Genomic DNA, 25,151 nt, shown 5'->3' with positions numbered 1-25,151 from the left:
ACATTTTACCTGGGGTAAATCTTCGGTGGCGTCTGCTTTTTCCGGAAAGCCCCTTGCCTTATGAAAGCCCTTTTTATATCATATCTGCTGCTGGCTGTTACAGCTGTAACGACGCTGGCCCAAAAGCAGTCTTCGGAACCAACCACGCCGGTAGTGCAGCAATTCGTACACTCGCTGAATCCCGAACAGCGGCAACTGGCCGTTCTTGCCTTCGACGACCAGGAGCGTTATAACTGGTATTATGTCCCGCGCGATCGTAAGGGCCTGCCTCTCAAAAAAATGACGCCGGAGCAACGGACGGCAGCTATGCAGGCACTCCAGACCTTGCTCAGTACGACCGGCTATCAGAAAATAACAGCCATTATCGATCTGGAAAACGTCTTGCGGGTTGTCGAAAACCGGCCCCCGAACGATACGTATCGTGATCCGGAAAACTACTATTTTACCGTTTTCGGCGATCCCGATCAGGCTAAAATGCCGTGGAGCTTCCGGATCGACGGGCATCATGTGGCTCTCCAGTTTTCAATGCTCAATGGGAAGCTCATCGGCTTTACTCCGGCATTTATGGGCAGTAATCCGGGCGTGGTCAGGGCAGAAGTGCCGCAAAAGGGTACGTTTATTCTGCAACAGGAAGCGGATCTGGCCTATAAACTGCTGAATGGACTGACGGAAGAACAACTGAAAAAAGCCGTAATTTCGGATAAGTGTCCGGGGGATATTGTAACCACAAACACCCGAAAGGCGAGTATCGACAAAAAAGAAGGCATTGCCTATGGGGAGCTGACCACCGCGCAGCAAAAGCTCTTCCTGGAGTTATTGACCACCTATCTCGACAATTACCACGTAACGTTGAAGAACCAGCAGCTTGACAAGCTCAGAAAGTCTGGATTAGACCAGCTGGTGTTTGCCTGGGCGGGCGATCGCGAGCCTGGCTACGGACCCGGGAAGGGGCAATATTACCGGATTCACGGCCCGACAATCCTGATTGAATTTGACAACAGCCAGAATCAGGCTAATCATATTCACTCGGTTGTCAGGGATTTAACGAATGATTTTGGTGAAGATATGCTGCGGCTCCATTATGAACAGCAGCACAAATAGCACAGGGCGGGCGCTCAGGCAACTGTCTGTGCATACGAAACTGTAAACGGTGCTGATGCAATACACAAAATAGTTTACCTTTGCGCATTAATCAGAAAAATTTGCCTACTAATGCCATATCTTTTCACGTCCGAGTCTGTTTCTGAAGGACACCCTGATAAAGTAGCCGATCAAATCTCCGATGCACTGATTGACCATTTCATGGCTTTTGACCCATCCAGCAAGGTTGCTTGCGAGACGCTGGTAACAACCGGACAGGTTGTGTTGGCAGGTGAGGTTAAAACCAACACGTATCTGGATGTACAGAAAATCGCCCGCGAGGTAATCCGTAAAATCGGTTACACAAAGAGCGAGTACATGTTCGAAGCCAATTCATGCGGTATCCTGTCGGCTATCCATGATCAGTCGGCAGACATTAACCAGGGCGTTGACCGTCAGGTAACGACTGAAGATTTTGAAACATTAGCCAACGCGCAGGGGGCTGGTGACCAGGGAATGATGTTTGGTTTTGCTACGCGCGAAACCGATAACTACATGCCGCTGGCACTTGATCTGGCTCATAAGATCCTGCAGGAGCTGTCATACATCCGCAACCACGACAGCAACATCATGTCGTATCTGCGGCCGGATGCCAAATCGCAGGTGACCATCGAATACAGCGATGATCATCGGCCAATCCGGATTGATACCGTTGTTGTATCAACACAACACGACGACTTTGCTGACGATGCCGCCATGCTGGAGCGTATCCGCGAAGATGTGATCAACATCGTTATTCCACGCGTGAAGGTGAAGCTGAAAGCAGAGTTGCAGGAGCTCTTCAACGACGATATTACCTATTACATCAACCCGACCGGTAAGTTCGTAATCGGCGGACCACACGGTGATACAGGGCTGACAGGCCGGAAAATCATCGTGGATACCTATGGTGGTAAAGGAGCTCACGGCGGTGGCGCTTTCTCGGGTAAAGATCCGTCGAAAGTTGACCGTTCGGCGGCGTATGCAACCCGTCATATCGCGAAAAACATGGTGGCTGCCGGTCTGTGCGATCAGGTTCTGGTACAGGTTTCCTACGCAATCGGCGTGGCTAAGCCTTGCGGATTGTTCATCGATACATACGGCACGGCTAAAGTTGATCTGACCGACGGCGAAATCGCCCGGAAAATCGAGAAAATTTTCGATATGCGTCCGTACGCCATCGAGAAACGCCTGAAACTGCGTAACCCGATTTATTCAGAAACGGCCGCTTACGGGCACATGGGCCGTCAGAACCAGATTGTCAAGAAGTCATTTACACGGAATGATGAGACGAAAGTGCTGGAAGTAGAACTGTTCACGTGGGAAAAACTGGACTACGTCGACGCGATCAAAGAATCGTTTAATCTTTAGTTACTTCCCGGTGTTTTCAGCTTCCTGAAAGCGGACCACACTGGTAGTTAATAAAAGCAAGAAGGCCGCCTTAATCACTTAAGGCGGCCTTCTTTATTCAGGATCAGGAATAATCAGAGGTCATCTATTTCTTCAGCCTCTTCTACCTCCATGCGGTCACGCGCTTCGGCGATGGCGGGGCTTGAGAAGTCGTTCCGTTTTTCTTTGGTGCGAACGAGTTTGTCCTTCAGAACCTCGAGAACGCGGTCAGTTGCGCTTTCAAATGACTTATCGCGTTCGGTCACAAAGAGGTCCTTACCGGGAATATGCAATCGGACTTCGATGATTTTATCTTTTACTTTGTTGGTTTCTGAACCTTCAAGTTTTAAAAACACCTCTCCGCCTGTTATTCGGTCATGGAAGGTGTCCAGTTTATTCAGTTTTTTCTGAATGAATTCAAGCAGCTTCTGGTCGGCTGCGAAATGAACAGCATGAATTTGCAGTCTCATATCCACGATTGTTAAAGTGAAACATAAACCGTTGGACTATCTAAGTTTGGTAAAAATGATACATGAGTCAATAGCATTCGGGAATTATCCAACTACGTTTCACGCAAAGAATTATAAAAAAGGGATAACTCTTTCTTTACATACGTTTTGCTGGAGGGCGTGAAACATCGAAAAGTGCAAATTCTTCTAAAAGTATAATTTCATGTGTGCTAATTTTGGGGAATATGACCCAAACAGATAGTTTTTTAATTCTTATTGTATGCGCAGCTTCCTTATTAGCCGGTTTTATTGATGCAGTTGTCGGGGGAGGCGGGTTAGTGCAGATTCCCGTTCTGTTCATTTTATTTCCTCAGTTTCCGGTGCCGCGGGTGGTTGGTACGAATCGTTTTTCGTCGTTTATGGGGACGGCTGTAGCCGCCAGTCAGTACATCCGCAACGTAAACGTTCCATGGCGGGCAGTAGCGTGGGCGGCTGTCGGAGCGGCTGTTATGTCCTATACCGGGGCGCAGATTTCGAGCCTGATCAGTACAGCGGTTATGAAGCCCGTAATCCTGGTGCTGATGACCAGTATTGCCGTTTATACGTACCGGAATAAAAATCTCGGTCAAACAGAACAACTGCGGGTATCGCCGGAGCAACTGCCGTACTATAGCCTGCTGGTCGGTATGGCCATCGGGTTTTACAACGGTTTTGTCGGGCCGGGAACGGGGAGTCTGCTGGTGTTTGGCTTTGTCAGTATCATCGGCTTCGATTTTCTGCGTTCATCCGCAACCGCAAAAATCATTAATGTGGTAGCCGACGTATCATCGCTGAGTTTTTTCATCATGAACCACCACATTGCCTATGAACTGGCGCTGCCCATGATGGCCTGCAACATGCTGGGTTCGTATATCGGCAGCCGTACGGCCATTTTCCGTGGCAGTTCATTTATCCGGATGCTGTTTCTGGTCGTTGTGTTCGGGCTGATTTTCCGGTTCGGCTATGAGATTGTGGCTGGGTGGCTGGGATAAACAGAGAACAATCACTGGAAATACGACCACCGGAGCATCAATCTTCAGTGCATTTTGCCTATATAACAGCGAAGAAAGTATGTTGATAGAATTTATTGTATAACTTGTTGTACGAAAGACTATTACCTATACTATAATCGTTTTGGCGTGTACAGGAAAAAAGGCAGTTAATCTGTTGCTGGGCGTATGTCTATCAATACAGGCAGGTGCTCAGTCAATGCCTTCGCAGGTTATTTCCGGATATGTTAATGAAAAAGAAACCGGGAAACCGGTTCCGGGGACGACTATTTTTATTCAGGAACGCCGGCAGGGGGTAACCACCGACAGAGAAGGCTTTTACTCGGTAACGCTGCCGGCCGGTACCTACACGTTATCTGCTTCGCATATCGGTTATTTGCGGTTTCAGCAGAAAATAACCCTCCCGCCAAATTTGTTTCTCAATAATATCAGCCTGAGTCAGGATACTCAGTTGCTGGAGGAGGTAACGGTTCGTACGGAGGCACCCGATCAACAGGTAAAACAGGTAGCGTTGGGCGTTACACAACTGCCGATCCGTAATCTGGTTAAAATGCCGGCATTGCTGGGAGAAGTCGACGTCGTCAGGAGCCTGCTTATGTTACCAGGGGTTACGACGGTTGGCGAAGGAGCAACGGGTATCAATGTCAGGGGAGGAAGTATTGATCAGAATCTGGTGCTGCTGGATGACATGCCGATCTATAACTCGTCGCACCTGATGGGTTTTTTCTCCGTATTTAATCCTGACGCAGTACGTGATGTAACGCTTCAGAAAGGTAGTTTACCGGCCCGGTATGGTGGTCGCACGGCCGCCGTCCTTGATGTCCGTACCAAAGAGCCCGATGCCGAAAAATTACGGATAAGCGGAGGCGTTGGCGTTGTCTCTAACCGGTTAGGTATTGAAGGACCGGCCGGCACCCGGAAGGTAACCTTTCTGGCAGACGCCCGGCTGGCTGTTAACAGCTTTTTGTTCCGGCTTGCACCGTTTAATATCCGTGATACGAAAGCCCGTTTTTATGATGTAACGACAAAGGTTAAATACCTGCCTGATGAACGGAATACGTTTTATGCATCACTATATGCCAGTAACGATAAGCTCCTGTTTTCATCGGACTCCCTGCTATCTGTTGATGTTGCTGCTACGCGGACAGGCTTCGATTACCAGACAACCAATGGTTCGTTAAAATGGTTGTTTGCAGTTAATAAACGGCTGACTATCAGCCTGACAGGCGTTTTGTCGCGTTACAGGTCAGCTACAAGTGTTCCTGATTCGGGAAATGCCTTTCGGCTACAGGCAGAGCTTTTGTCTAAAACCGGCAAAGCTGAATTAATCTACCAGGCGAGGCATCACCGAGTATCGGCTGGTCTGCAGGCTACCTATTACAGCTTATTACCCAATACGCTGACACCGGGACCCGTATCAAATCTCAACCCCGTCCGCCTGGCTTCTGAACAAGGACTGGAAGCTGCCGTATTTGCCGAAGACGAAATTAACATCTCAAGTACGATGGCGGTGGTTGCCGGCATACGGTATTCGCAGTTCCTGTATCTGGGTCCGGCCGAAATCAGGACCTATCTGCCGGACAAACCGCGCCGGCCGGAATATATCCAGGAACGTCATGTTATCGGTGATGGCGGCATTGTCAGTCAGAATGGTGGTCCGGAACCCCGGCTGGCATTCCGGTGGTCGCTGAAACCGGACCGTTCGCTGAAGTTTTCCTATACGAAAAGCCGTCAGTACCTGCAATTGGTTACAAATACAACGGCCGCCTTACCAACATCCCGCTGGAAACTGAGTGATAAGTACATCAAGCCCCAACTATCCGATCAGGTGTCGGGCGGGTATTTTCATAATGCCGGAGAAAACACCTGGGAAATCTCCGCAGAGCTGTATTACCGCTGGAACCATAATGCTATTGATTACCGGGACGGAGCAAAGCTCTTATTAAATAACACCCCCGAAACGGAATTGCTACAGGGCCGTGGCCGGGCTTACGGGCTGGAAGTCATGGTGAAAAAAAGCAAAGGCTTTTTAACCGGCTGGGCCAGTTACGCCTATACCCGCACGGAATTATTGATTAACGGTCCGTTGCCGATTGACCAGGTAAACAACGGTGCGTGGTATCCTGCTAACTACGATAAACCCCATGCGGTAAACTTACTGGGTATTTATCGTCCATCGAGAACGTTTACCTGCTCAGCCAATTTTACCTACAGCACCGGTCGTCCGATGACAGTGCCCTATGCCAAAGGCCAGTTATACGGCGTGCCTTTCCCGATTTATCTGGACAGAAATCAGCAACGAATTCCCGATTATCACCGGCTGGATGTATCCTTTACGTGGGAGAAGAATCCGGCAAAAAAAACGAACTGGTGGTATAGCTGGAATTTTGCACTCTACAACGTATATGCGCGTAAAAATGCCTTTTCTGTGTTCTATAAATTCAATAGCTATGCCGAAAGTACAGCCAATAAGCTATCCATATTCGGATCAGTTATTCCGTCGCTGACGTATAATTTCAAGTTGTAACGGTAACCGCCTATGAAAGTCGTAACGGTTTTTCTGCTTATCCTGTTGATTACCGTACAGTGTGTAACACCCTTCTATCCGGACGTGCAAACGCTGAAGCCGGGGTTGGTCATTGACGGGCTGGTAACCGACCAGCCCGGGCGTAACCGTGTTGCGTTGTCGTTTACGGCTGAGTATACGCAGTACGCGCTTAACCTGCTTGTGCGCGGAGCAACTGTTCTGGTGAAGGACAACGACGGTACAGAAGTCACGTTCAACGAAACGGCTCCCGGTTATTATGAGCCTAAGACCAGTAGCTGGCAAGGTGAAACCGGTAAGAGCTACACCTTATACATTACACTGTCGGACGGCAGGCGTTTTCAGTCAACGGCAGAAACGCTTTTACCGGCCACGCCTATGGATACGGCCTATACGGAATACACAGAAAAAATAAAACCGGGTACACTGGCCTACGACAAAGGGTTTGATGTCTACGTCGATGTGAAAGACCCGGCCGACATTAAAAACTATTACCGCTGGACCTGGGTTCATTACGAACCTATTGTTTACTGCGATGTGGTGACCGTGCCGGCCTGTCCGGGCTGTCAGAGCAGCAGTGATTTCAGCCGTAACTGCTGCGAGACCTATTGCTGGGATATTATCCGTTATTTTTCGCCCATTAATATTGCCAGCGACCAGGCCGTTAACGGAAACCGGATTAGCCGGCAGCCGGTGTTACGGGCTCCACATGCCAGCACGACTGTTTATTACGTTGAAATTGAGCAGTTCTCGTTAACCGAACAGGCCTATCAGTATTTGTATACCTTGAATGATCTGATCAAAAATACAGGAGGGTTGTTCGATGCCGCTCCTGCTACAATTAAAGGCAATGTCAGCGCTGTCGATCAGGGAAATGAACAGGTATTCGGCTTGTTTTCTGCTTCGTCAATGGTCGTACGACCGTTACTGATTGACCGGAGTACGGTCTCTGCCTTGCCCAATGTCGTGTATCACCCGCCTCCGTTACCGCCTCCCGGCGCCTGTGTATCATGCCGGGAGAGCGCTTTCCGCACAACAAAGCCACCCAGATGGTGGCGTTTCTAGCACATATCTCCGTATCGTGAGTGCTGTGATAACTTTGCTCCTGCTCCGGTTCCGGTTCCGGTATGATCGGTTTCCCGGGGAGAAGGATAATTTATGGCTGTTTTTTGAGACGCAATCTTACCGAAGAAGAATTGGTTATTTGTTACTTGTCTGTGATTCTCCGTCATAAGTAAGTTATTTCATTTTAAACAGCTTTACTGATATGAAAAATCTGTTTTATTGCCTGTTTGGTTTAATGATGATGAGCTGGACAGCCGGATGTAAGGATGAGGCCGCTTCGGTTACAACGAGAGCAGATGACCTGAAAGGGACCTGGGTATTGAAAAGCGTACTGATGGGGGATGCGATGGATGCGGCTTGTGGCTTCATGAATGAAGGTAAAGTACAGGAGATGAATGTGACGTTTACGCAGGAGAGTGTCGGTGATAAGGGTGAGTTGAAGCTATACGGACAATCATCCGTAAATACATTTGCGGGGAGTTATACAATTGACTCATATGATATGGCAGCTAAAAGAGGTAAGCTTAATATTGGGGCACTAGCGGTAACAAAAATGAATTCCCCAAATGCGGAGTTTATGAATTGCGAAACAAGATACCTGACCTATTTGTCGAAAGCAGTAGATTTCAGCATTAACGCTGATGGTCAGCTGGAGTTAAGCAATACCGTGAAACTGAACGGCAGCGGATCTCTAATTGGAGAGTCGTATAAAAGCGCGCTTTATTTTAGTAAAGTAGTTCCTTCTGGAAAGTAAGGTAGCCTGTTTGTTTCTCCTGTATAGTTATCAATCAGGGTTGGCATACATATGCTTATCCTGATTGATTTTGTGCCGGATAAACCTATTGCAGATCCTCTTAAGGTAGAAAAAGATATTACGTCTCCATTTTTGTGGTGCATGATACAGATGGATAGATTTTTCTGTTACTTATGACATGTAAATGCGTCATAGTTTAATTGTTTCATATTAAAAAAGACTTAATAATTATGAAGAAACTGGTTTATTGTCTGTTAGGCTTGGTAATGATGAGTTGGACGGCAGGGTGTAAGAATGAAACGGCTTCAGTTACTACACCCCCGGAGGTTACTACACCCCCGGAGGTTACCATAACCCCGGAAGAGATGACTAGAGCAGTAGAAGATATGAAGGGCATATGGATATTGAAAAATGTACAGACAGATAATGTAATGGAGGTAGTTTGTAACGGCATGAGTGAAGATAAAATACAGATGAGCGTAAACTTTACGCCGATGGGGTACGGTATTGGAATATCTGGAAATGCAGTAGAGTATGATACGTATTCTAAATCGTTCGGAGGAAATTGTCTAATTGAGTCATATGATGTAACTGCCAAGAAAGGTAAACTAAAGATTACTGATCTGATGCAATACAAAATGCATTCCGCTAGCCCGGAGTTTATGAATTGCGAAACCCGCTACCTGACCTATTTGACGAAAGCAGTTGATTTCAGTATTAATGCAAATGGCCAGCTGGAGTTAAGCAATACAGTGAAAAAGAATGGTAGTAGCTCGCCAGTGTCTTATAAAAGCGCGCTTTATTTTAGCAAAGAAGGCTCTTCAGGAAAGTAAGTAACCTGTTGGTTTCTGCTGAGAGGCATCAGTCGGGGTGAGCAGATGTGCTCACCCCGATTTGTTTTAACCCAATAAGACTCCTGTTGCTAATAATACTATCTACAGATTATCACTAACCGGATTGGTTGCTTTGGCCGCAGCGTAATCAACGGCTGTAAACCAGGGGGACTGACAGGCGGGGCGCTTATGGTAAAGCGGCGGGCAAACAGGGCCAGCAGAATCTGCATCTCCATCAGCGCAAACTGATTGCCGATGCACAGCCGGGGGCCGGCTCCGAACGGAATGTAGGCAAACGGATGCCGCTCTTTGTCGCAGCCAGGCGCAAACCGGTCCGGATCGAAGCGGTCGGGGTCGGGCCATTGGACGGGATCGCGGTGCAGCAGATAGGGACTCACCAGCACCGACGTGTTGGCCGGAATGGTGTAGCCCTGAATGCGGTCGTCCTGCAAAGCCAGCCGGCTCATGATCCACGCGGGCGGATACAACCGCATCGACTCCTGCACAACCTGACCCGTATAGGGCAGCGCACGCAGATCATCAACCGTTAAGGGCTGGTTGCCACCCAGAACCTGATCAACTTCTTCGTGCAGTTTTTGCAGCACCTCTGGGTGTTGAGATAGCAGGTAAAGCGTCCAGCCCATAGAGACGGCCGTGGTCTCGTGACCGGCCATAAAAAGCGTCACGCATTCATCCCGCAGCTGCAGGTCCGACATGCGTTCGCCGGTATCGGCATCTTCGGCATACAGCAGCATGTCCAGCAAATCATCATGCCGTGCGCCGGTTTGCCGCCTTGCGTTGATAAATCCGTAAATGAGCTGATTGACCAGGCGGGTGGCTTTCTTAAATTTCAGGTTATCGGGCGTCGGCACCCATAGTGGAAAGCGCACCGGAATAATCAGCAGCTTGTTGGCCAGGTAATTGACCATTTCGAGCGAATACGATAAATCCTGGTTCAGGCGCTGACCGGCATCGGCGCCGAACAGCGTTTTACACACAATCCGCATGGTTGTATCCATCAGCGACTGCGAAATGTTTACCGGTTGACTACCCGCGACCGCCGATAGCTGCTCAACCCAGTAGTACCCTTCCTGAATCATGGTTTCGGCCAGGATCGCCAGCTTCCGGCGGTGAAATGCCGGTTGAGACAGCCGCCGCTGACGGAGCCAGAAATCACCGTCGCTGGTCAGCAGGCCCTCGCCCAGAAACAGTTTCAGGACCTGAAACGCCGGAGAGCGGCCGTAGTTCCGGTGATTTTCCTGCAATACCTGTTTGGCATCTTCCGGCCGGAACACCAGTTGCTGAATCCGTCCGCCGACACTCAGCCGGACAATATGCCGGCCGTCGTCCTGGTCGTACAGGCGGCGGTACATACGCAGGGCTCCCAGCGGGTCGCGGACAAAATCCAGCGAATTGCCCAGCAGCGGCAAGCCGGGATGCACAGGAATCGGATGGTTGGCAGCGGGTGTAACAGGCGTTTCCATAACTGGCAGAATAAGGTCCGAAGGTACGCATTTTGCGCCGCTTTACAGATGGCGCCGGTCTGCTACCGTACTACAGGTTGCCAGAGGTGAACAGCCGGTGAGTCTTTCACCAGAAAGACGTACTGAAAATAATCGGTTGTGACGGTCGGAGCCAGGGTATAGGGTTCGATTTTCGTACCAGTCAGCCCGCCGGTTTTGACAAGGCGTAAGGTCTGGCGATAAGGCGAATCGGGGGCATCCAGCTTGAATAACGTAACGGATGCGGGGTTGTTGACCGACGTCAGATCATCGAAATGATCAACCTTAAACACCTTGCCGTCGGCATTGAGTGCGCTGACTTCACAAAGCAACTCATTGCCTTTTCGTAGAAAAAACGGTAGGTGGTCGCGGTGTACCAGCATTTTACTGTCTTTGAACATGGTAGCCATGGTAATTACCCTTTGTCCGGCCTTTGCCAGCATGCCGGAGAACGTCGCCTGTTTGCCCGTGCCGGCCTGTAAAATGTGCGCATATCCCCATAACCCATATAGTTTTTCCTGTTCGAGGTGCATTTGCTCCGAATAAAACAACGTCATGCGGGCAGCAACCTGGTCGCGGTTCAGCTTATCCGTAGCACAGTTGATTAATTCGAAGAAGAGTGAGAAGGGCAGAACGTTGTCACCTAGCAGTTGCCGGTAGTAGCTCGGATTAGCCGTTAAATCCCGCCGGATTGAGGCCGTCAGGGGCAATAGTTTACCAAGCGAAAGGCTATCGCCGGTGAGCAGGGTCCGCAGGCTATCCAGTGTCGGCCGGTTTGTCGGAGTAGTTAGCGACTGGTTGCCGATGTGCTTCAGGAGGGTCAGGGCGAACCGGCCTTTGTTCTGGAACCAGTCAACGCCGATAAACCGGATTTGGGCGATTGCCGGTTGAGTCAGGTTATAGGTACGAATCGCCACAATTTTATCGTAAAACTCCTGATTTCCCCATTGCGATGTACCGGCATTTGTTTGTCGCCGGAAGTTATTAAACAACGAATCCAGCAGCGTGGTCTGTCCGGTTTGCAGGTATTGGTTCACCAGATCAGCCTGGGCAAAATCCATTTCGGCGAGGTAGTTGCGGAGGCCGGTACGCTGATTCAGGTGTTTCAGCAGGGTAAGGTCAATGGTTTGCGGGGCAGCATACCCATGTGGTTCGCCAAGCAGAAAGATACGGTTCCGGTAAAATGCGGAGTCAAACTGTGAAAAGCTGAGTGGCTCATCCGGTGCAAATGCAGTCTGATGCTGACGCAGGTAAGCTGTATAATCCTGAGCCTGCACCTGGGTGATCACAGAAAGAATAAGCAGAGAAAGTACGGTCAGAAATCGGTTAGTAGTCATGGAGCGTTTGTGAACGTTACTGTCACGAAGGTAGGCGCGCCATTTTTAGTAAGCGGAAAAAAGGGGCGTTTAGCCCTTTTGAGGGACGAAATGCCTTTTTGGGGACGTTTGGCAGGCAAATCGGGGGACTTTTGCAAGATAAGATTACCCGATTTGCCTGTACGCAGTCTGTTATTTACGAATTGACAACCTCGCCGCCGTTGACGTGAATGACCTGGCCGGTAAAGTACGAGGCATCTTCTGAGGCCAGAAAAACATAGGCCGGAGCCAGTTCGGCAGGTTGCCCTGCCCGACCCAGGGGCGTATCTTTTCCAAACTTCTCTACCTCTTCCGGTGTCTTGGTCGATACGATAAGCGGTGTCCAGATCGGTCCGGGCGCAACGCCGTTGACGCGTATTTTCTTCTCGGCCAGATTACTGGACAAGGCGCGGGTAAACGACATAATTGCTCCTTTGGTCGACGAATAATCGAGCAGGTCAGCGCGGCCCTGGTAAGCAGTTACCGAGGTGGTATTAATGATGCTGTCGCCCTCGTGCAGGTGTGGGATAGCGGCGCGGGTAACCCTGAAAAACGCGTAAATGTTGGTTTCAAACGTTTTTTGCAGCTCATCGTCGCTGATCTGTTCCAGCTCCTGATTCTGGTACTGCACGCCTGCATTGTTGACGAGAATATTGAGCTTGCCAAACCGCCGGACCGTGTCTTGCACAACCTGCTGACAAAAGACAGAGTTGCGCAAATCGCCGTTTAGCAGCAGGCACTGTCGGCCCTCGGCTTCAACCATCCGTTTGGTTTCCTGCGCGTCGACTTCTTCGCGCGGGGTGTAGACGATGGCCACATCCGCGCCTTCGCGGGCAAAGTGTACGGCTACCGACCTTTAGATTTGTCCAGTTGCACGTTTCCAAGATTATACGTGTACATTAATGCCACTCACAGTGTGTGAGAACCAACTCCGGAAGGAACACCTTAAGGCTTCGGCAAGGAAAGACCTATGGACGGATTCAGGGACCTTCCGGAACACTTTAGACATTTATCTCAGATAGAAATTTGGGTTAAAGACCCATTAGCAAGGTATTGAGGAGTCTAAGCGTTGGTCAACTTTTGTGCTTACCCTTTAAAGTTATGCAGCAATTCGACTATTTCGTTGGCGTGGATGTCTCTAAAGCTACTCTTGACTTTGCCGTTGCCAAAACCAACCAAATCTTATTTCATCAGCAGGTGACCAATGATAAGAAAGGCATCATACAATTTCTCAAAGCATTACATCAGCAGACGAAAGTCAATCTAAGACAATGCTTATTCTGTATGGAGTTTACGGGAATCTATAATAACCCTTTACTCACTGCACTTCACCGTCATTCTGCTCCTGTTTGGGTAGAGCGAGCCGCTCATATTCAAGAGAGTATGGGACTTACCCGTGGTAAAACCGACCAGATGGATGCAAAACGCATTGCCCTGTTTGCTTACAAGAATCGCGATGAAGCTCGCCTATGGACACCACCCAGAACTGTCATCGCTCAACTTGACCGACTTACAGCACAGCGTGCCCGTCTGGTTAAGGAGATCAAAATGCTGCAAACCCCACTGACTGACACTGAAGGTTTTGTGGGAAAAGCTGATCGTAAAGCTGATCAACAGGCATGTGCAGCCTCGCTCAAAGCACTCAAAGCCGACTTACAGTCGATTGATCAAGCCATTACTGAACTTGCTCAGCAAGATCCAGAACTCAAACGGCTCTTTGAGCGAGTTACTTCTGTGGTTGGTATCAGCCAAACAACCGCTGCTGAGATCATTGTAGCGACAAATGAATTCACTACCATATCAGACCCGAAAAAATTTGCGTGTTATGCAGGAGTGGTACCTTTTGAACGGAGTTCTGGCCAACGAAGAGGAAAACCTCAAGTTAGTCATATGGCCAATAAAAAGGTCAAGTCGTTACTGCATTTAGGAGCTATGTCAGCGATTCAACATTGCCCTCAATTGAAACTCTATTATCAACGTAAGGTAGCCCAAGGCAAGAACAAAATGTTAGTCCTTAATAATGTTCGCAACAAGATAGTCCATCGGATTTTTGCCTGCGTCCGGCAAGATCGGAATTATGAAGAAAATTATACGCATCAGCTTGCTTAGATCATAGAAATCCGTCCGATGCCACTATCGCCGCCCGTAATGAGGGCTACTTTGTCGCGCAGCTTATCGGCGCCTTTGTAGAGATACCGGATTACTTTCGGCTGTGGATCGAGTTCGGCCTCGATGCCCGGCTGTTCGGTTTGGTGTTGAGGGGGAATTTTGGTTTCCATAACGTTGCGTTTACTTGTAGTACGGCCCGGCGCACCGAAGTGGGGTCAGTCCGTGCTGTATGAATACGTCCGCAACGCATGTTGTTTATGAAATCTACTGAAATGATAGGATTTGGGGCTGACGTAGTGAGGAAACGGAACAAGTAGTAAACAGCCCTCTGCTGCAATGACCCTTTCGGGCCAGAACAGCAGAGGTTATATTTGGCCTGGATTCTACCGAAAAACAGGTTGACAGAAAAGTCTGGCGTAAGCCCACAAAGCCCATACAACACATGATGCTACCGGTGGGATATGTATAGGCTTCCTATATCGGTCCGGATTAGTTGAAGCAATTAATTAGTTTATAAGGTCCCCGGCGCTGAAGATTATTGTTTAAGTATTCCATATACATACCAAAAGCAAAGTCTAAGGAATATGAGTTGTTGTTGACATCTCCACCAGGAACCGCAGGATTCACGGCTAAATTAAGCGTGCTAGTTAATGCATATGAATGCTTGTTGTCTTTACTCTTGAGAATAGTAAATCCCCCCCGGCTATGTGAAGAAGGCCAAAGCTTGTCGATTTTGAAATTTAGTCCTTGACTTGGTCCGAATTCAAAAAGCTGATAACTGGTAAGCGGATATGTGCCTCCATTATATCCACGTTGAGCTGTTACTAATGGGGTTCCTCCAGTCACGACCAGGTCGAGCGGAAATAATGCCTGAGGAGCGTATGGTTGCGAATTATCATAGTCATTCTCTATAGCATACGCATCTCTGACAACAAAGTCCTGAAACGTATAATTACCTAAGTTTACAGTTGTGGCCGGCGGTAAGGTTTCGACAAACCGATGTATTTTACCCGCGTAATCTAATACATAATCAACGGGGGCCGGGTAAGGCGAGGCACTAGTAGATGCAGAGGCCCGTTTATAATCCTTTAAAAAACCTCGCTGGATTTTCTTTGCTTTTGCATTTCCTTGTAGTGGTATATTTTTGAGAGTTATTGCAGTGGCTAATGAAGCCTCAGGCTGATGTTCATAAACATATGTATACACCAGAGAGTCAGTGCCGATATAACTAATAAAGTTATAAGAAGCTACACTTGGACCACCGGACTCTCTCCAGTCTCCAACCAAGGTACATTCATCATCGCTGGCCGGTATCCTGGGTTGTGGCACAAGACGGTCCATTCTTACCGGGGTAGCAATAGTAGCCACCTGTGGATTAGCCCATCCATAATCAATGAGGTTAGTAGATACAGCAGCATTTGAACTAGGGAAGGCTGAGCTGGGCCCCTGTCCCCAACACCACCAATCTCCTGATTCGTCGGCAGCATATCCGGCACGCTGAGTAATTTGCATAGCTACCCATTTTTTATTTTGAGGATGTGGAATTTCCCGTAGTACCTGAAAAGGTTGACAATCCGGGTCATTGGCAGTTAACGTTAGCGCAGCTGGTCCTCCAAGTGCAAAACCTGATGCTGATAAACGCCCCCAATTATAAATTTTACCTTGGTCGCTGAGGATAAAAAATGCCTGATCTATTTTTTGAATAGCTTTGAATGTTTGTCCTGGGGCGCCCGCAAGCACGTTTCTGGCCGGAAATGCCGAGTACATCTTGTCTGTTCGTTGTGCATAGCCCGTCGGAAGAGCTGCTTGCGGGTACTGGCCTGCCAGACAATCTTCAAGGTTACCGCCTTTATTACTAACAACATCAGAATCATGCCAGCCAATATACACAATGCCTTCTTTTGAAATAAAACCCGAAATCCGGTTGTAAGTAGGTAAGTTGCGTGAGTTTCCCATTGCTCCGGAAAAATCCTTAGCATCCTGTAACCCGTTGCAGGGTATAGGCTCGCCCAGCACATTAGGCGTTGTGCTTGTCGGACATGTCGCGCAGACACCTGGTAATATTACTTCTCGCTGGGCCTGTGCATATAAGCTCAGACAAAGCATAAAACATATCAGATGGTAGATTTTTTCTTTTTTCATTTTATTGGTTGCTTTAGACACTACCTTACCTGGCAGTGTTGAATCGTCACTGTTCGGTTCACTTGTTTGTTCTCCTGATAAACCGCTTGCTTCAGGCTTGCTTTATGGATAAGCTCTGTTGCCGGCGTTAACGTCGATGCATAGTTTATAGGTAGCATCTCTTTGTGCGTTCTTATTGGTATGCCGCTCAACTATTTCATAACCTGCTTTATAGTCGATCAAAAAAAGGCAATTAAATAACATATGATAATTTATGCAAATAAATATTTATAGTTTTGTTGTTTTTGATAACTTGTGGTTTCTGCAATACGAGTAAGTGAGTTGTCAGACGTTTAGATGCGTATATTTTACGGCACAAATGACTAGCTGTGGTTAAAAGTCATAGTCCTGAAAGAGATAACGCATAGCAGTCAAACCGACAAATGGTTAATAGGTGCCAGAAGGGTTATTGGCATACACAATGCGAAAATTGTCTTACCTGGCAGGTGTTGAGCGCATTATCGATCAAGGTTAAATTACGGAATTGTTGAAGATTTTGTTTAACTGTCATTTCTAGAGCAAATTATTTTCCAATATAAGTGCAGTAGAATTTTCATTGCTTGAATTGATGGTAATTTTATCTGTATTTTCTTTTTTTTATTTCATATGGTGTTTTCGGGATATAAATAACGATTGTATATTGTTTGCCTATGTGCGATTTGTCAATTAGTGATTAGTAGGCCTTAATAACGAGTTTTTTTGCATAAACGAATAGTTTGACAACATGATTCGCAAACAAATAATGATTCATTAGCACGGTGTTTGCGCATTATAAATAGTAAGCTGTAAAAGAAACAACTGCTGTTACAGTCTTCGACGGCTATAACAGCAGCAATCCCTCATATCACAGCCCCAACACCTGCACCCCGCCCGCCATCACCAGCGTCGCTCCGGTGCCGGTAAAGCCATAGAGTGCCCGGGGGGCGGGTTCGCCGTATTGCCACTGGACAAAGGTGATCAGGAAGACAAGGCCGCACAGCAGCACGCCCAAACCAAGGCAAACCATGCCTCGCTTGCGGCAAAGCAGGTAATGCTGCGTTTTCAGGTTTTTGACAATCAGGGTAATTGTGTCAGCCGTTGCCGGAAAGCGTTCGGTCAGCATACGCTCTGTATCACTGAAGCTGTGACCGGCTTTGCGAAGGAGTATGGCTTCTTCGTGTAGGGAGGTTAGGGTTACGTCAAGCGGTTCCATATGTTGAAGGGTAAAGGGCGAAAAAGTGGTCAGTCTTTACTAATTAATCAAGATAATATATTGATAAATTAATGTCAAGGGTTGCGCTCTCTCCTTTGCTTCCTGCCTTCTGCTCGCCGTTTACTGGCTTATGTGCCTCTAAACCGGTACTTTCGTAGTTGTTAAGATGAACCGATGGAAACGCCCTTACTCACGAACGAAAAACAGCCGGTACCTGCCCTAAATCTCAATACCACAAACCACTATGATGCCATTGTCATTGGCTCGGGAATCAGCGGTGGCTGGGCCGCTAAGGAGCTTTGCGAAAAAGGCCTGAAAACGCTGGTGCTGGAGCGCGGACGCGATGTGCAGCACGTTACCGATTACCCTACCGCAACCCTCAATCCGTGGGATTTTCCGCACCGTAACCGGATGCCGGCCGAATTCGATGAGCAGAATCCGATTGCCACCAAATGTTATGCGCTGGATGAAGCAACGCAGCATTTTTTTGTCAAGGACGCTGACCAGCCGTATATCCAGGAAAAACCGTTTGACTGGATCCGGGGCTATCAGGTGGGAGGAAAGTCGTTGTTATGGGCGCGGCAAACCCAGCGCTGGAGCCGGTATGAGTTCGAAAACCCAACCCGCGACGGATACGGTGACTGGCCGATCCGGTACGAAGACCTGGCTCCCTGGTATAGTCATGTCGAAAAGTTTGTCGGTATCAGCGGCAATCGGGACGGTCTGGATACCTTGCCCGATGGCGAGTTTCTGAAGCCCTGGGAAATGAACTGTGTCGAAAAACACATGCAGCGCGAACTGCAAAAGCACTATAAAGACCGTTATGCCATCATAGGCCGGTGTGCACACCTGACGGCGCCCAAACCCATCCATCTGGCGCAGGGACGGGCACAGTGCCAGGCGCGGCATTTGTGTTATCGCGGCTGTCCATATGGCGGGTATTTCAGCAGCAATTCGAGTACGTTACCGTGGGCGGCAAAGACCCGAAATCTCACCCTGCGGCCGTTCTCAGTGGTGCATTCCATCATTTATGACGATGCAAAAGGCAAGGCAACGGGTGTTCGGGTGATTGATGCCAATACCAAAGTGGTGACTGAGTACTTTGCCCGTGTCATTTTTGTGAATGCGGCCTGCCTGAACACCAACCTCATTTTGCTGAATTCGATTTCCCGCCGTTTCCCCAACGGACTGGGCAACGACAGCGGGGTGCTGGGGCAGTACATTGGTTTTCATAACTACCGTGGCAATGCCGTGGCCGACTTTGAGGGCTATCCTGACGGTTATTTCTACGGCCGCCGGCCCACGTCGGTATTCATGCCCAACTTCCGGAACGTGCACAAACAGGATGCTGATTTTACCGGCAGTTATATGTCGTACTACGGGGCGAGCCGGGCAGGCTGGGGGCAGGGGTACGGGAAAGAAGGATTCGGAGCTGATTTTAAGGAAAGCATTACCAAACCGGGGTCGTGGAGTGTGTTCATGGGTATGCAGGGCGAAACCATCCCGAAAAAGACCAATCATGTCCGGTTAAGCAAAGAGCTGGATCCGTTCGGGCTGCCGCAGCTGATCACGTCGATTGATTACGACGATAACGACATCCGGCAAATGAAGGATTTTATGACGCAGGCGGCCGAAATGCTCGACAAAACAGGCTGCAAAAACATCCGTACCTACGACGATCACCGGAATCCGGGGCTGGATATTCACGAAATGGGTGGCGTCCGGATGGGCCGTGACCCGAAAACATCCTTGCTCAACCGGTGGAATCAGTTTCACACCGCGCCGAACGTTTTCGTGACCGACGGTGCGAGTATGGCGACCATGGGCAACCAGAATCCGTCCATTACCTTTATGGCCCTGGCGGCCCGCGCCGCCAACTACGCCGTGGCTGAAATGAAGCGGAAGAATTTGTAAAGAGATAAAAGAATGCACATTTATCATATAACCACAAAAGCCTGGTGGGAAACGTTTGCCGGCAAAACGCACTACCTGAGCCCGACCTTTGAGCAGGAAACGTTTATTCATCTGAGCAAACCCGATCAGGTGGCCGGTGTGCTGGAACGCTACTATGCCGGTAAGACGGGTTTGCTCAAACTGCATATTGACCCCGATAAGCTGACCGCCCCGCTCATCTACGAGCCCTCCACCAATCAGGAGCTGTTTCCGCACCTGTACGGGCCGCTGAACAAAGAAGCTATCGACCGCATTGAGGCGCTGTGAACGATTTTGACCGATAAGCAGTTGTCTGAAAACGACAAAAAACAGCGTCGGCATTCCGTCATGCACATAACCCCTCATCCTGTAAAGGACGCACTCTATCAGCAATGTCAGCAATACGTCCGGCAGCGGATCGATACCGCCCGGTCGGCTATGGAAGCCGCTCAGGAGTCGGCTAACGAAGAATCCAAAAGCAGTGCGGGCGATAAATACGAAACAGGGCGGGCTATGGCCCAGATCGAGCGCGACCGCCATGCACAGCTGCTGGCCGAAGCGCTGAAACTCGAACAGGACCTGCATCAGCTCGATATTGATAAACCGTCGTCGGTAGTGCGGGCGGGTAGCCTGGTCCTGACCAATCGCGGCCGGTTTTTCATTGCCATCAGCGTCGGTAAACTGGTGATAAATGGTGTGGATTATTTTGTCGTTTCGCCGGCTTCACCCATCGGGGCTTTGCTGATCGGCCATAGCGCGGGTGATACCGTAACGTTTAACAAAATGGCGTATCAGCTTCAGGAAGTAGCCTGATCTCTGCCTGTTCTTCCCCGCAAAACAGGGGAAGAACAGGGGGTAGGCTTAATTCCGGGCCGTCTGCTCGCGCTCCTGCACATCGGCCAGTTTGCTGCATGTAACGGTCAGGTTCATGGCCGTTGTCATGCCGTTGAATTTCTTCCATTTATCCTGACTGCCGTATTTGTAATAGTGAGTAGCGAAGGCAGGCATCTGCATCGGCATGCCCAAAAACGTTCCCTTTTCGCTGTTATCAATCCACTGAATTGAAACAATGACGTTTTTCCGGGCAACAATGTTGTAAGGCGTTAAATCCACTTCCACCCACTTTTTGCCTTTTCCGGTCACCGGCACATAAATGTTCTGGTCGATCAGCGGGTGCATATCGCCGGCGTCGTATACGTTAACACGGAATGTGACCGATTCAAAGTTCGACATGATATAGAACCGGTATTTTTCTAACCGGCAGGCCCCGGTAGGCGTGTTAAAAACGCGGCCTATTTCAGCTCCCAGATTCTGGCGCGGCTTTTGGCTGAGGGCAAAGTTGGTGTGCATTTTGGTGTCCGCCTTTTCGCTGCCGATGGTTTTTACCCTGGTGTCACGGCTGGAGATCCGTACCTCGTTGAGCAACTGAGGTTGTTCGTCCATGATCAGCGGCTGGTTTTGGGACTGACGCTGCTGCAGATCGGCAACGGTCAGACTGATCGACCGGTAGCCTAAGATGCTGAACCGGACCGAATCCTGCGGATTTACCTTGTCGGTGAGGTAAAGTGTAAAAGCTCCCTTATCATCGGCCACCGTTCCGACCGGGGTATTGATAATGCCGATGCTGACGTAGGCTAACGGCTGCTGACTCCGGTCGGTCAGACGACCCGATACACTACGATTTGGAGTGGTCTGACCAACGGCGAAAAAAGTGGAAAAAATATAGGCGAAAAAGGCGATGAGAGAGAATTTCAGAAGGCTCATGGCTATATGTGTTTAGTGTTTTCGTGGTCGGGTTTGTCCGTAACCGACAATGCAAACGTACACCGGCTGTGGGGCGCTGCGCAAGCACACAGGCCTGAGATAAGGGCTTTGACGGCTCAAATAAGGCCGGTTTCGTTATTTAAAATCCTGAAATGCCCGTAAACTTGCCCGAAATACGGGTAGATTTTACCTTTGATCCATGACCGGACAACCATCCCTCCATCTAACCTTTCGCGTCAAGCGGCAATGGCGCGCCTTTCTCATCACTACCCTGATCGGTATTGTGCTGTATCAGGTCATGACGTTGCAACGGGAGGACGGGGGAGAGTTTGCGCCACTGACCCGGGGCAATGTGCTGCACTATCTGAAAATGCTCTTCGGCTACTATTACCTGTTTGAGTTGATTTCGGTATTTATCTTTGTGCGGCTGGCTATGTTGTATGTGCGGCTGACGCAGCCGGGGCCGCTGGTGCTTTCGGGCCGGTCGGTCATTGGGTATGAGCTGAAATTCTTTCCTTTTATCTGCCTGGCCATTCCGGTATTTGGGCCGGTTACCAATACATTACGCTATCTGGCCATTTTTTATCCGGATTATGCCTGGAGCGACTGGTTCCCGGAGTATGTCTTTACCGGCCGGATGTTTGCCAACTATTTTCTGCCGTTTCTGGTGTTCGGCTATGGCTTCCTGAATCTGAATCTGTTCCTGGATTATAACGACTGGCAAAAACAACGCATGGCGGCCCCGGTTGAACCGGAGGCGTCACCAATAGCTGAAGTGGCTCAGCCAAAGCCGGAGCCTGCCTATCTGGCGCAACTCGAAGCGTCGGACGAGGAAGGAGAAACCCTGCTGGCAGTACGCGATATACTGTATGTTGAAGTCGAACAAAAGTTATACTACGCTTATACCCTTGGCCGGACATACGCCATCCGCAAAACGCTGACCGAACTCGAAGCCGAACTAAACCCGGAGCAGTTTTACCGGATCAACCGGTCAGTGATCGCCAACGTCCGGTTTGTGAAGAACTATTCGTATTGGGAAAACGATAAATACATCGTCCGGCTGACCGACAACAAAACCGAATTTATCATGCAGCGTACCCGTCTGAAAGGGCTCAAAGAGCGCCTGGGCACCGTATAAACCGGCTTATTTTTTCTTCTTTCTGTGGCCGGACAGCCATGACAGGAAGTCGGGCTCGGCGAAGGCGTTATCCCAGCTGTTGTGTTTTACGTCGAGGTATTCCGAATACTGCACATCGGCGCCAAGCGATTGTAGTTTTGCCACCATTTCCCGCGAATGCCGTGGATCGACTACGTTATCCTTGTCACCATGGAAAACCCAGACCGGCACCCGTTTCGCAAACTTTTCGCAGTAAGTGGTATCGCCGCCGCCACAAATGGGTGCGGCGGCCGCAAAAACTTTCGGGTAGCGCGCAATGAGCTCGAAGGTGCCCATGCCACCCATCGACAAACCGGTAATGTACAGCCGTGATTTATCGATCCGCTTATCGCGTGCCACTTTCTTTACCAGCGAGCGAACAGCTTTGAGCGGCCAGGTCATCGGGCGGTGGTAATCAAACTGCAAACCGAGCGGCGACTTATCGCGGTCAATCTTCACCGATGCCCAATAACTGTCCGTCGGGCATTGCGGAAAGAGAACGACTGCCGGAAAATCAGTCCGGCTGCGTTCCTGCAAAAACAGATTTCCGCCGTGGGTCAGTTGTTTTTCGTTGTCGTTGCCGCGTTCACCGGCTCCGTGCAGCACCAGCACCAGTGGGTATTTCTGCTTTTGCCGGCCCGACGCTTCGGCGTATCCTTTAGGATAAAGGATGCGGTAGGGTAACTCATGCCCCCCCTTTGCCTTAAAAACGTGTTTCTCATAGGCATCAGTCGATTGGGCCCGGCCAGAAAGGGGCGTAAACCAGATCAGCAGGCAGAGAAGCAGGGCAACAGGTGTTTTCATGAGTCAGCAGGGAATCGGATTATTGCGGGTGCAATACTACAATGATTTAGGTTTGTGAACGCTGAAACGCCGATAAAATGAGCGTACAGACAATTGCGCAGATTTTGCAGATTGAAAGCAAAAATTGCTGTTTATTTGTGGCAAAACCCGTTCTTTTCCTGAAAACGCAGCTAGTTAGCTGCCTGATGTTTCACAGCACATGACTAAATTTTTCTTTTCGCTGGCTCTTGCTGTTATGAGCATGCCAGCTTTCGCACAACAGAAAACAGACAAAAAGACCTCGGGCAATCCAATCTTTCCCGGTTGGTATGCTGATCCTGAAGGAGCTATTTTTGATAAAAAATACTGGGTTTATCCGACCTATTCGGCACCGTACAACCAGCAGGTGTTTATGGATGCCTTTTCGTCGCCGGATATGATTACGTGGACGAAACACAGCCGCATTGTTGACACGACCTCTATTAAGTGGGCGCGGCGGGCAATGTGGGCGCCGGCGATTATTCAGAAAGGGAAAAAATACTACCTCTTTTTTGCGGCCAACGATATTCAGAGCGACAAAGAGTTGGGGGGCATCGGCGTGGCAGTCGCTGATAATCCCGCAGGGCCGTTCAAGGATTTATTAGGTAAACCCTTGATCGACAAGTTTCATAACGGTGCGCAGCCAATCGACCAGTTTGTTTTTAAAGACAAGGACGGACAATATTACATGATGTATGGTGGCTGGCGTCACTGCAACATAGTGCGGCTGAAGGATGACTTTACGGGTATTCTGCCGTTCCCTGACGGCACCATGTTTCGTGAGATTACCCCGAAAGGCTACGTAGAAGGGCCGTTTATGTTCATGCGGAATAATAAATACTACTTCATGTGGTCGGAAGGCGGCTGGACAGGCCCGAATTACTCGGTGGCCTATGCCGTTTCAGATTCGCCGTTCGGGCCGTTTGAGCGGGTGGGCAAAATCCTGCAGCAAGATCCGGCAGTGGCAACAGGTGCCGGTCATCATTCCGTTATTCAGGTGCCGGGCAAGGACGAATGGTACATTGTGTATCACCGCCGGCCTTTGTCAGAAACTGATGGGAACCACCGCGAAACCTGCATTGACCGCATGGAGTTCGACGAAAACGGTGGTATCAAGCCGGTGAAAATTACGTTTGAAGGCGTTCTGCCCCGTAAATTACGGTAATGTAATAACACGTAGAGACAGGGCATGCCCTGTCTCTACAACATCCAATTAATGGTCAATCAGCGGCCGCGCCGCAGATACACGTTGTTGCTGATGGATTCCAGATGAACATCAGGCCCGCCACCGTTTACTGTTCCTTTCAGTAAATACCCGACCATCGCATGTTTTTCCCGTTTGCCGGTAAACGCGATATCCAGATCGGTATATACTTCACCGGTGATGGTCTTCATCGCCAGATTGGCTCCCTGCTTTCCCGGCCAGCTGAAGTCGATGAAACCACTGATGGATTTGGCAAAGACCGGTGCGCCCGTTGAACCCTGAATGTCGATATTGCCGCTGATGGTTTCGATGTTGAGTTTTGCCTGTTTCGGCAGGTAAACCACATAGTCGATGTTGCTGCACACAAAATAGGTCTGGCCGTTTGTGTTGGTACTCCAGCCATGTTTACTCTCCGGACAATCTTCGGCTTTGCCGTTTTTCAGCATGTCTTTGTCGAAGTCGGTTTTAAGGCCAATCTCGCCGGCGGTGGTCGTTGTACTGACCAGCAGTGCGTCGTTCAGACGGTTGCTGTTGATGTTGACCGAGATCTTGACCGATACCTGATCGTTGTCCCAGTAGCGGACGACAATGCTGTCGGCAAACCGCAGATTCAGGTTGACAAGCTGCCCGTTTGCGTAGGGGAGCTTTTTTTCAATGACCTTTTGGGCAAAAAGCGGGTTGATACCAACGAACAACAGAAGGATAAGGAAAAGGTGCGTTTTCATGGGATT

The 25,151-nt window shown here is 49.3% G+C and carries 21 protein-coding genes and 2 pseudogenes; 13 read left to right on the top strand and 10 right to left on the bottom strand.

Annotated elements, in window-relative coordinates; all coding sequences use genetic code 11:
• Positions 1-60: 60 nt before the first annotated feature.
• Positions 61-1,101, top strand: coding sequence for a DUF3500 domain-containing protein (locus BLX24_RS12245; RefSeq protein ID WP_071503428.1), 1,041 nt, complete (start codon positions 61-63; stop codon positions 1,099-1,101).
• A gap of 111 nt (positions 1,102-1,212) precedes the next feature.
• The gene (metK, locus tag BLX24_RS12240; RefSeq protein ID WP_071503427.1) at positions 1,213-2,490 is read left to right on the top strand and encodes a methionine adenosyltransferase; all 1,278 of its coding nucleotides are present in this window, start codon (positions 1,213-1,215) and stop codon (positions 2,488-2,490) included.
• 113 nt (positions 2,491-2,603) lie between these two features.
• Here the strand turns inward: metK and BLX24_RS12235 are convergent, their stop codons facing one another.
• Positions 2,604-2,978, bottom strand: coding sequence for an HPF/RaiA family ribosome-associated protein (locus BLX24_RS12235; protein ID WP_071503426.1), 375 nt, complete (start codon positions 2,976-2,978; stop codon positions 2,604-2,606).
• A 224-nt stretch (positions 2,979-3,202) separates the two neighbouring features.
• On the opposite strand from BLX24_RS12235, the gene BLX24_RS12230 reads away from it, so the two are divergent.
• The 5 genes from BLX24_RS12230 (at position 3,203) to BLX24_RS12210 (ending at position 9,203) form a co-directional block, all read left to right on the top strand.
• Positions 3,203-3,988, top strand: a complete 786-nt coding sequence (locus tag BLX24_RS12230; protein WP_071503425.1) for a sulfite exporter TauE/SafE family protein — start codon at positions 3,203-3,205, stop codon at positions 3,986-3,988.
• 217 nt (positions 3,989-4,205) lie between these two features.
• Positions 4,206-6,533, top strand: a complete 2,328-nt coding sequence (locus BLX24_RS12225; RefSeq protein ID WP_083421937.1) for a TonB-dependent receptor — start codon at positions 4,206-4,208, stop codon at positions 6,531-6,533.
• Between the two features lie 12 nt (positions 6,534-6,545).
• A complete protein-coding gene (locus tag BLX24_RS12220; RefSeq protein WP_071503423.1) occupies positions 6,546-7,616 on the top strand; it encodes a DUF4249 domain-containing protein in 1,071 nt (356 codons plus the stop codon).
• 202 nt (positions 7,617-7,818) lie between these two features.
• Positions 7,819-8,370: an META domain-containing protein gene (locus tag BLX24_RS12215; protein ID WP_071503422.1), complete on the top strand. Its 552-nt coding sequence runs from the start codon at positions 7,819-7,821 to the stop codon at positions 8,368-8,370.
• Positions 8,371-8,600: 230 nt separating this feature from the next.
• The gene (locus BLX24_RS12210) at positions 8,601-9,203 is read left to right on the top strand and encodes a hypothetical protein (RefSeq protein WP_071503421.1); all 603 of its coding nucleotides are present in this window, start codon (positions 8,601-8,603) and stop codon (positions 9,201-9,203) included.
• Positions 9,204-9,301: 98 nt separating this feature from the next.
• Here BLX24_RS12210 and BLX24_RS12205 read toward each other — a convergent pair whose 3' ends face one another.
• The 3 genes and pseudogenes from BLX24_RS12205 to BLX24_RS12195 form a co-directional block, all read right to left on the bottom strand.
• Positions 9,302-10,687 carry a cytochrome P450 gene (locus BLX24_RS12205; protein WP_071503420.1) on the bottom strand — a complete coding sequence of 462 codons (1,386 nt, stop codon included), beginning with the start codon at positions 10,685-10,687 and terminating at the stop codon, positions 9,302-9,304.
• A 62-nt stretch (positions 10,688-10,749) separates the two neighbouring features.
• A complete protein-coding gene (locus BLX24_RS12200; RefSeq protein ID WP_071503419.1) occupies positions 10,750-12,042 on the bottom strand; it encodes a TraB/GumN family protein in 1,293 nt (430 codons plus the stop codon).
• A 175-nt stretch (positions 12,043-12,217) separates the two neighbouring features.
• Positions 12,218-12,916: pseudogene (locus tag BLX24_RS12195) on the bottom strand (SDR family oxidoreductase); the annotation flags it as partial.
• A 245-nt stretch (positions 12,917-13,161) separates the two neighbouring features.
• Between BLX24_RS12195 and BLX24_RS12190 the strand changes: the two are divergent.
• Complete coding sequence (locus BLX24_RS12190; RefSeq protein WP_071503418.1) at positions 13,162-14,169, top strand: IS110 family RNA-guided transposase; 1,008 nt, start codon at positions 13,162-13,164, stop codon at positions 14,167-14,169.
• An 11-nt stretch (positions 14,170-14,180) separates the two neighbouring features.
• Here the strand turns inward: BLX24_RS12190 and BLX24_RS31685 are convergent.
• The 3 genes and pseudogenes from BLX24_RS31685 to BLX24_RS12180 all read right to left on the bottom strand — a co-directional run.
• Positions 14,181-14,339: pseudogene (locus BLX24_RS31685) on the bottom strand (NAD(P)-dependent oxidoreductase); the annotation flags it as partial.
• A 319-nt stretch (positions 14,340-14,658) separates the two neighbouring features.
• Complete coding sequence (locus tag BLX24_RS12185) at positions 14,659-16,311, bottom strand: hypothetical protein (protein ID WP_071503417.1); 1,653 nt, start codon at positions 16,309-16,311, stop codon at positions 14,659-14,661.
• An 883-nt stretch (positions 16,312-17,194) separates the two neighbouring features.
• Positions 17,195-17,542 (bottom strand): hypothetical protein, encoded by a 348-nt coding sequence (locus BLX24_RS12180; protein ID WP_071503416.1) that lies wholly within the window; start codon positions 17,540-17,542, stop codon positions 17,195-17,197.
• Positions 17,543-17,716: 174 nt separating this feature from the next.
• Here BLX24_RS12180 and BLX24_RS12175 point away from each other — a divergent pair, with 174 nt between their 5' ends.
• The 3 genes from BLX24_RS12175 to BLX24_RS12165 are packed head-to-tail and all read left to right on the top strand — an operon-like array spanning position 17,717 to position 20,287.
• Positions 17,717-19,456 (top strand): GMC oxidoreductase, encoded by a 1,740-nt coding sequence (locus BLX24_RS12175; protein WP_071503415.1) that lies wholly within the window; start codon positions 17,717-17,719, stop codon positions 19,454-19,456.
• Positions 19,457-19,468: 12 nt separating this feature from the next.
• On the top strand, positions 19,469-19,762 hold the full coding sequence (locus BLX24_RS12170; RefSeq protein ID WP_071503414.1) for a DUF952 domain-containing protein: 294 nt from the start codon (positions 19,469-19,471) through the stop codon (positions 19,760-19,762).
• A gap of 60 nt (positions 19,763-19,822) precedes the next feature.
• On the top strand, positions 19,823-20,287 hold the full coding sequence (locus BLX24_RS12165; protein ID WP_071503578.1) for a 3-oxoacyl-ACP synthase: 465 nt from the start codon (positions 19,823-19,825) through the stop codon (positions 20,285-20,287).
• A 48-nt stretch (positions 20,288-20,335) separates the two neighbouring features.
• Here BLX24_RS12165 and BLX24_RS12160 read toward each other — a convergent pair whose 3' ends face one another.
• Positions 20,336-21,238 (bottom strand): carboxypeptidase-like regulatory domain-containing protein, encoded by a 903-nt coding sequence (locus BLX24_RS12160; protein ID WP_071503413.1) that lies wholly within the window; start codon positions 21,236-21,238, stop codon positions 20,336-20,338.
• Positions 21,239-21,437: 199 nt separating this feature from the next.
• Here BLX24_RS12160 and BLX24_RS12155 point away from each other — a divergent pair, with 199 nt between their 5' ends.
• Positions 21,438-22,376 (top strand): LytTR family DNA-binding domain-containing protein, encoded by a 939-nt coding sequence (locus BLX24_RS12155; protein ID WP_071503412.1) that lies wholly within the window; start codon positions 21,438-21,440, stop codon positions 22,374-22,376.
• A 6-nt stretch (positions 22,377-22,382) separates the two neighbouring features.
• Here BLX24_RS12155 and BLX24_RS12150 read toward each other — a convergent pair whose 3' ends face one another.
• Positions 22,383-23,198, bottom strand: coding sequence for a carboxylesterase family protein (locus BLX24_RS12150; protein ID WP_071503411.1), 816 nt, complete (start codon positions 23,196-23,198; stop codon positions 22,383-22,385).
• 235 nt (positions 23,199-23,433) lie between these two features.
• On the opposite strand from BLX24_RS12150, the gene BLX24_RS12145 reads away from it, so the two are divergent.
• Complete coding sequence (locus BLX24_RS12145; RefSeq protein WP_374755004.1) at positions 23,434-24,381, top strand: glycoside hydrolase family 43 protein; 948 nt, start codon at positions 23,434-23,436, stop codon at positions 24,379-24,381.
• Between the two features lie 59 nt (positions 24,382-24,440).
• On the opposite strand, the gene BLX24_RS12140 is transcribed toward BLX24_RS12145, so the two are convergent.
• Positions 24,441-25,145: a DUF4097 family beta strand repeat-containing protein gene (locus tag BLX24_RS12140; protein ID WP_071503409.1), complete on the bottom strand. Its 705-nt coding sequence runs from the start codon at positions 25,143-25,145 to the stop codon at positions 24,441-24,443.
• Positions 25,146-25,151: the final 6 nt, after the last annotated feature.

Source organism: Arsenicibacter rosenii (assembly GCF_001870735.1).
Taxonomy (GTDB): Bacteria; Bacteroidota; Bacteroidia; order Cytophagales; family Spirosomataceae; genus Arsenicibacter; species Arsenicibacter rosenii.
The sequence above is the reverse complement of the archived record's forward strand: the minus strand, read 5'-3'. Positions and strand labels throughout refer to the sequence as shown.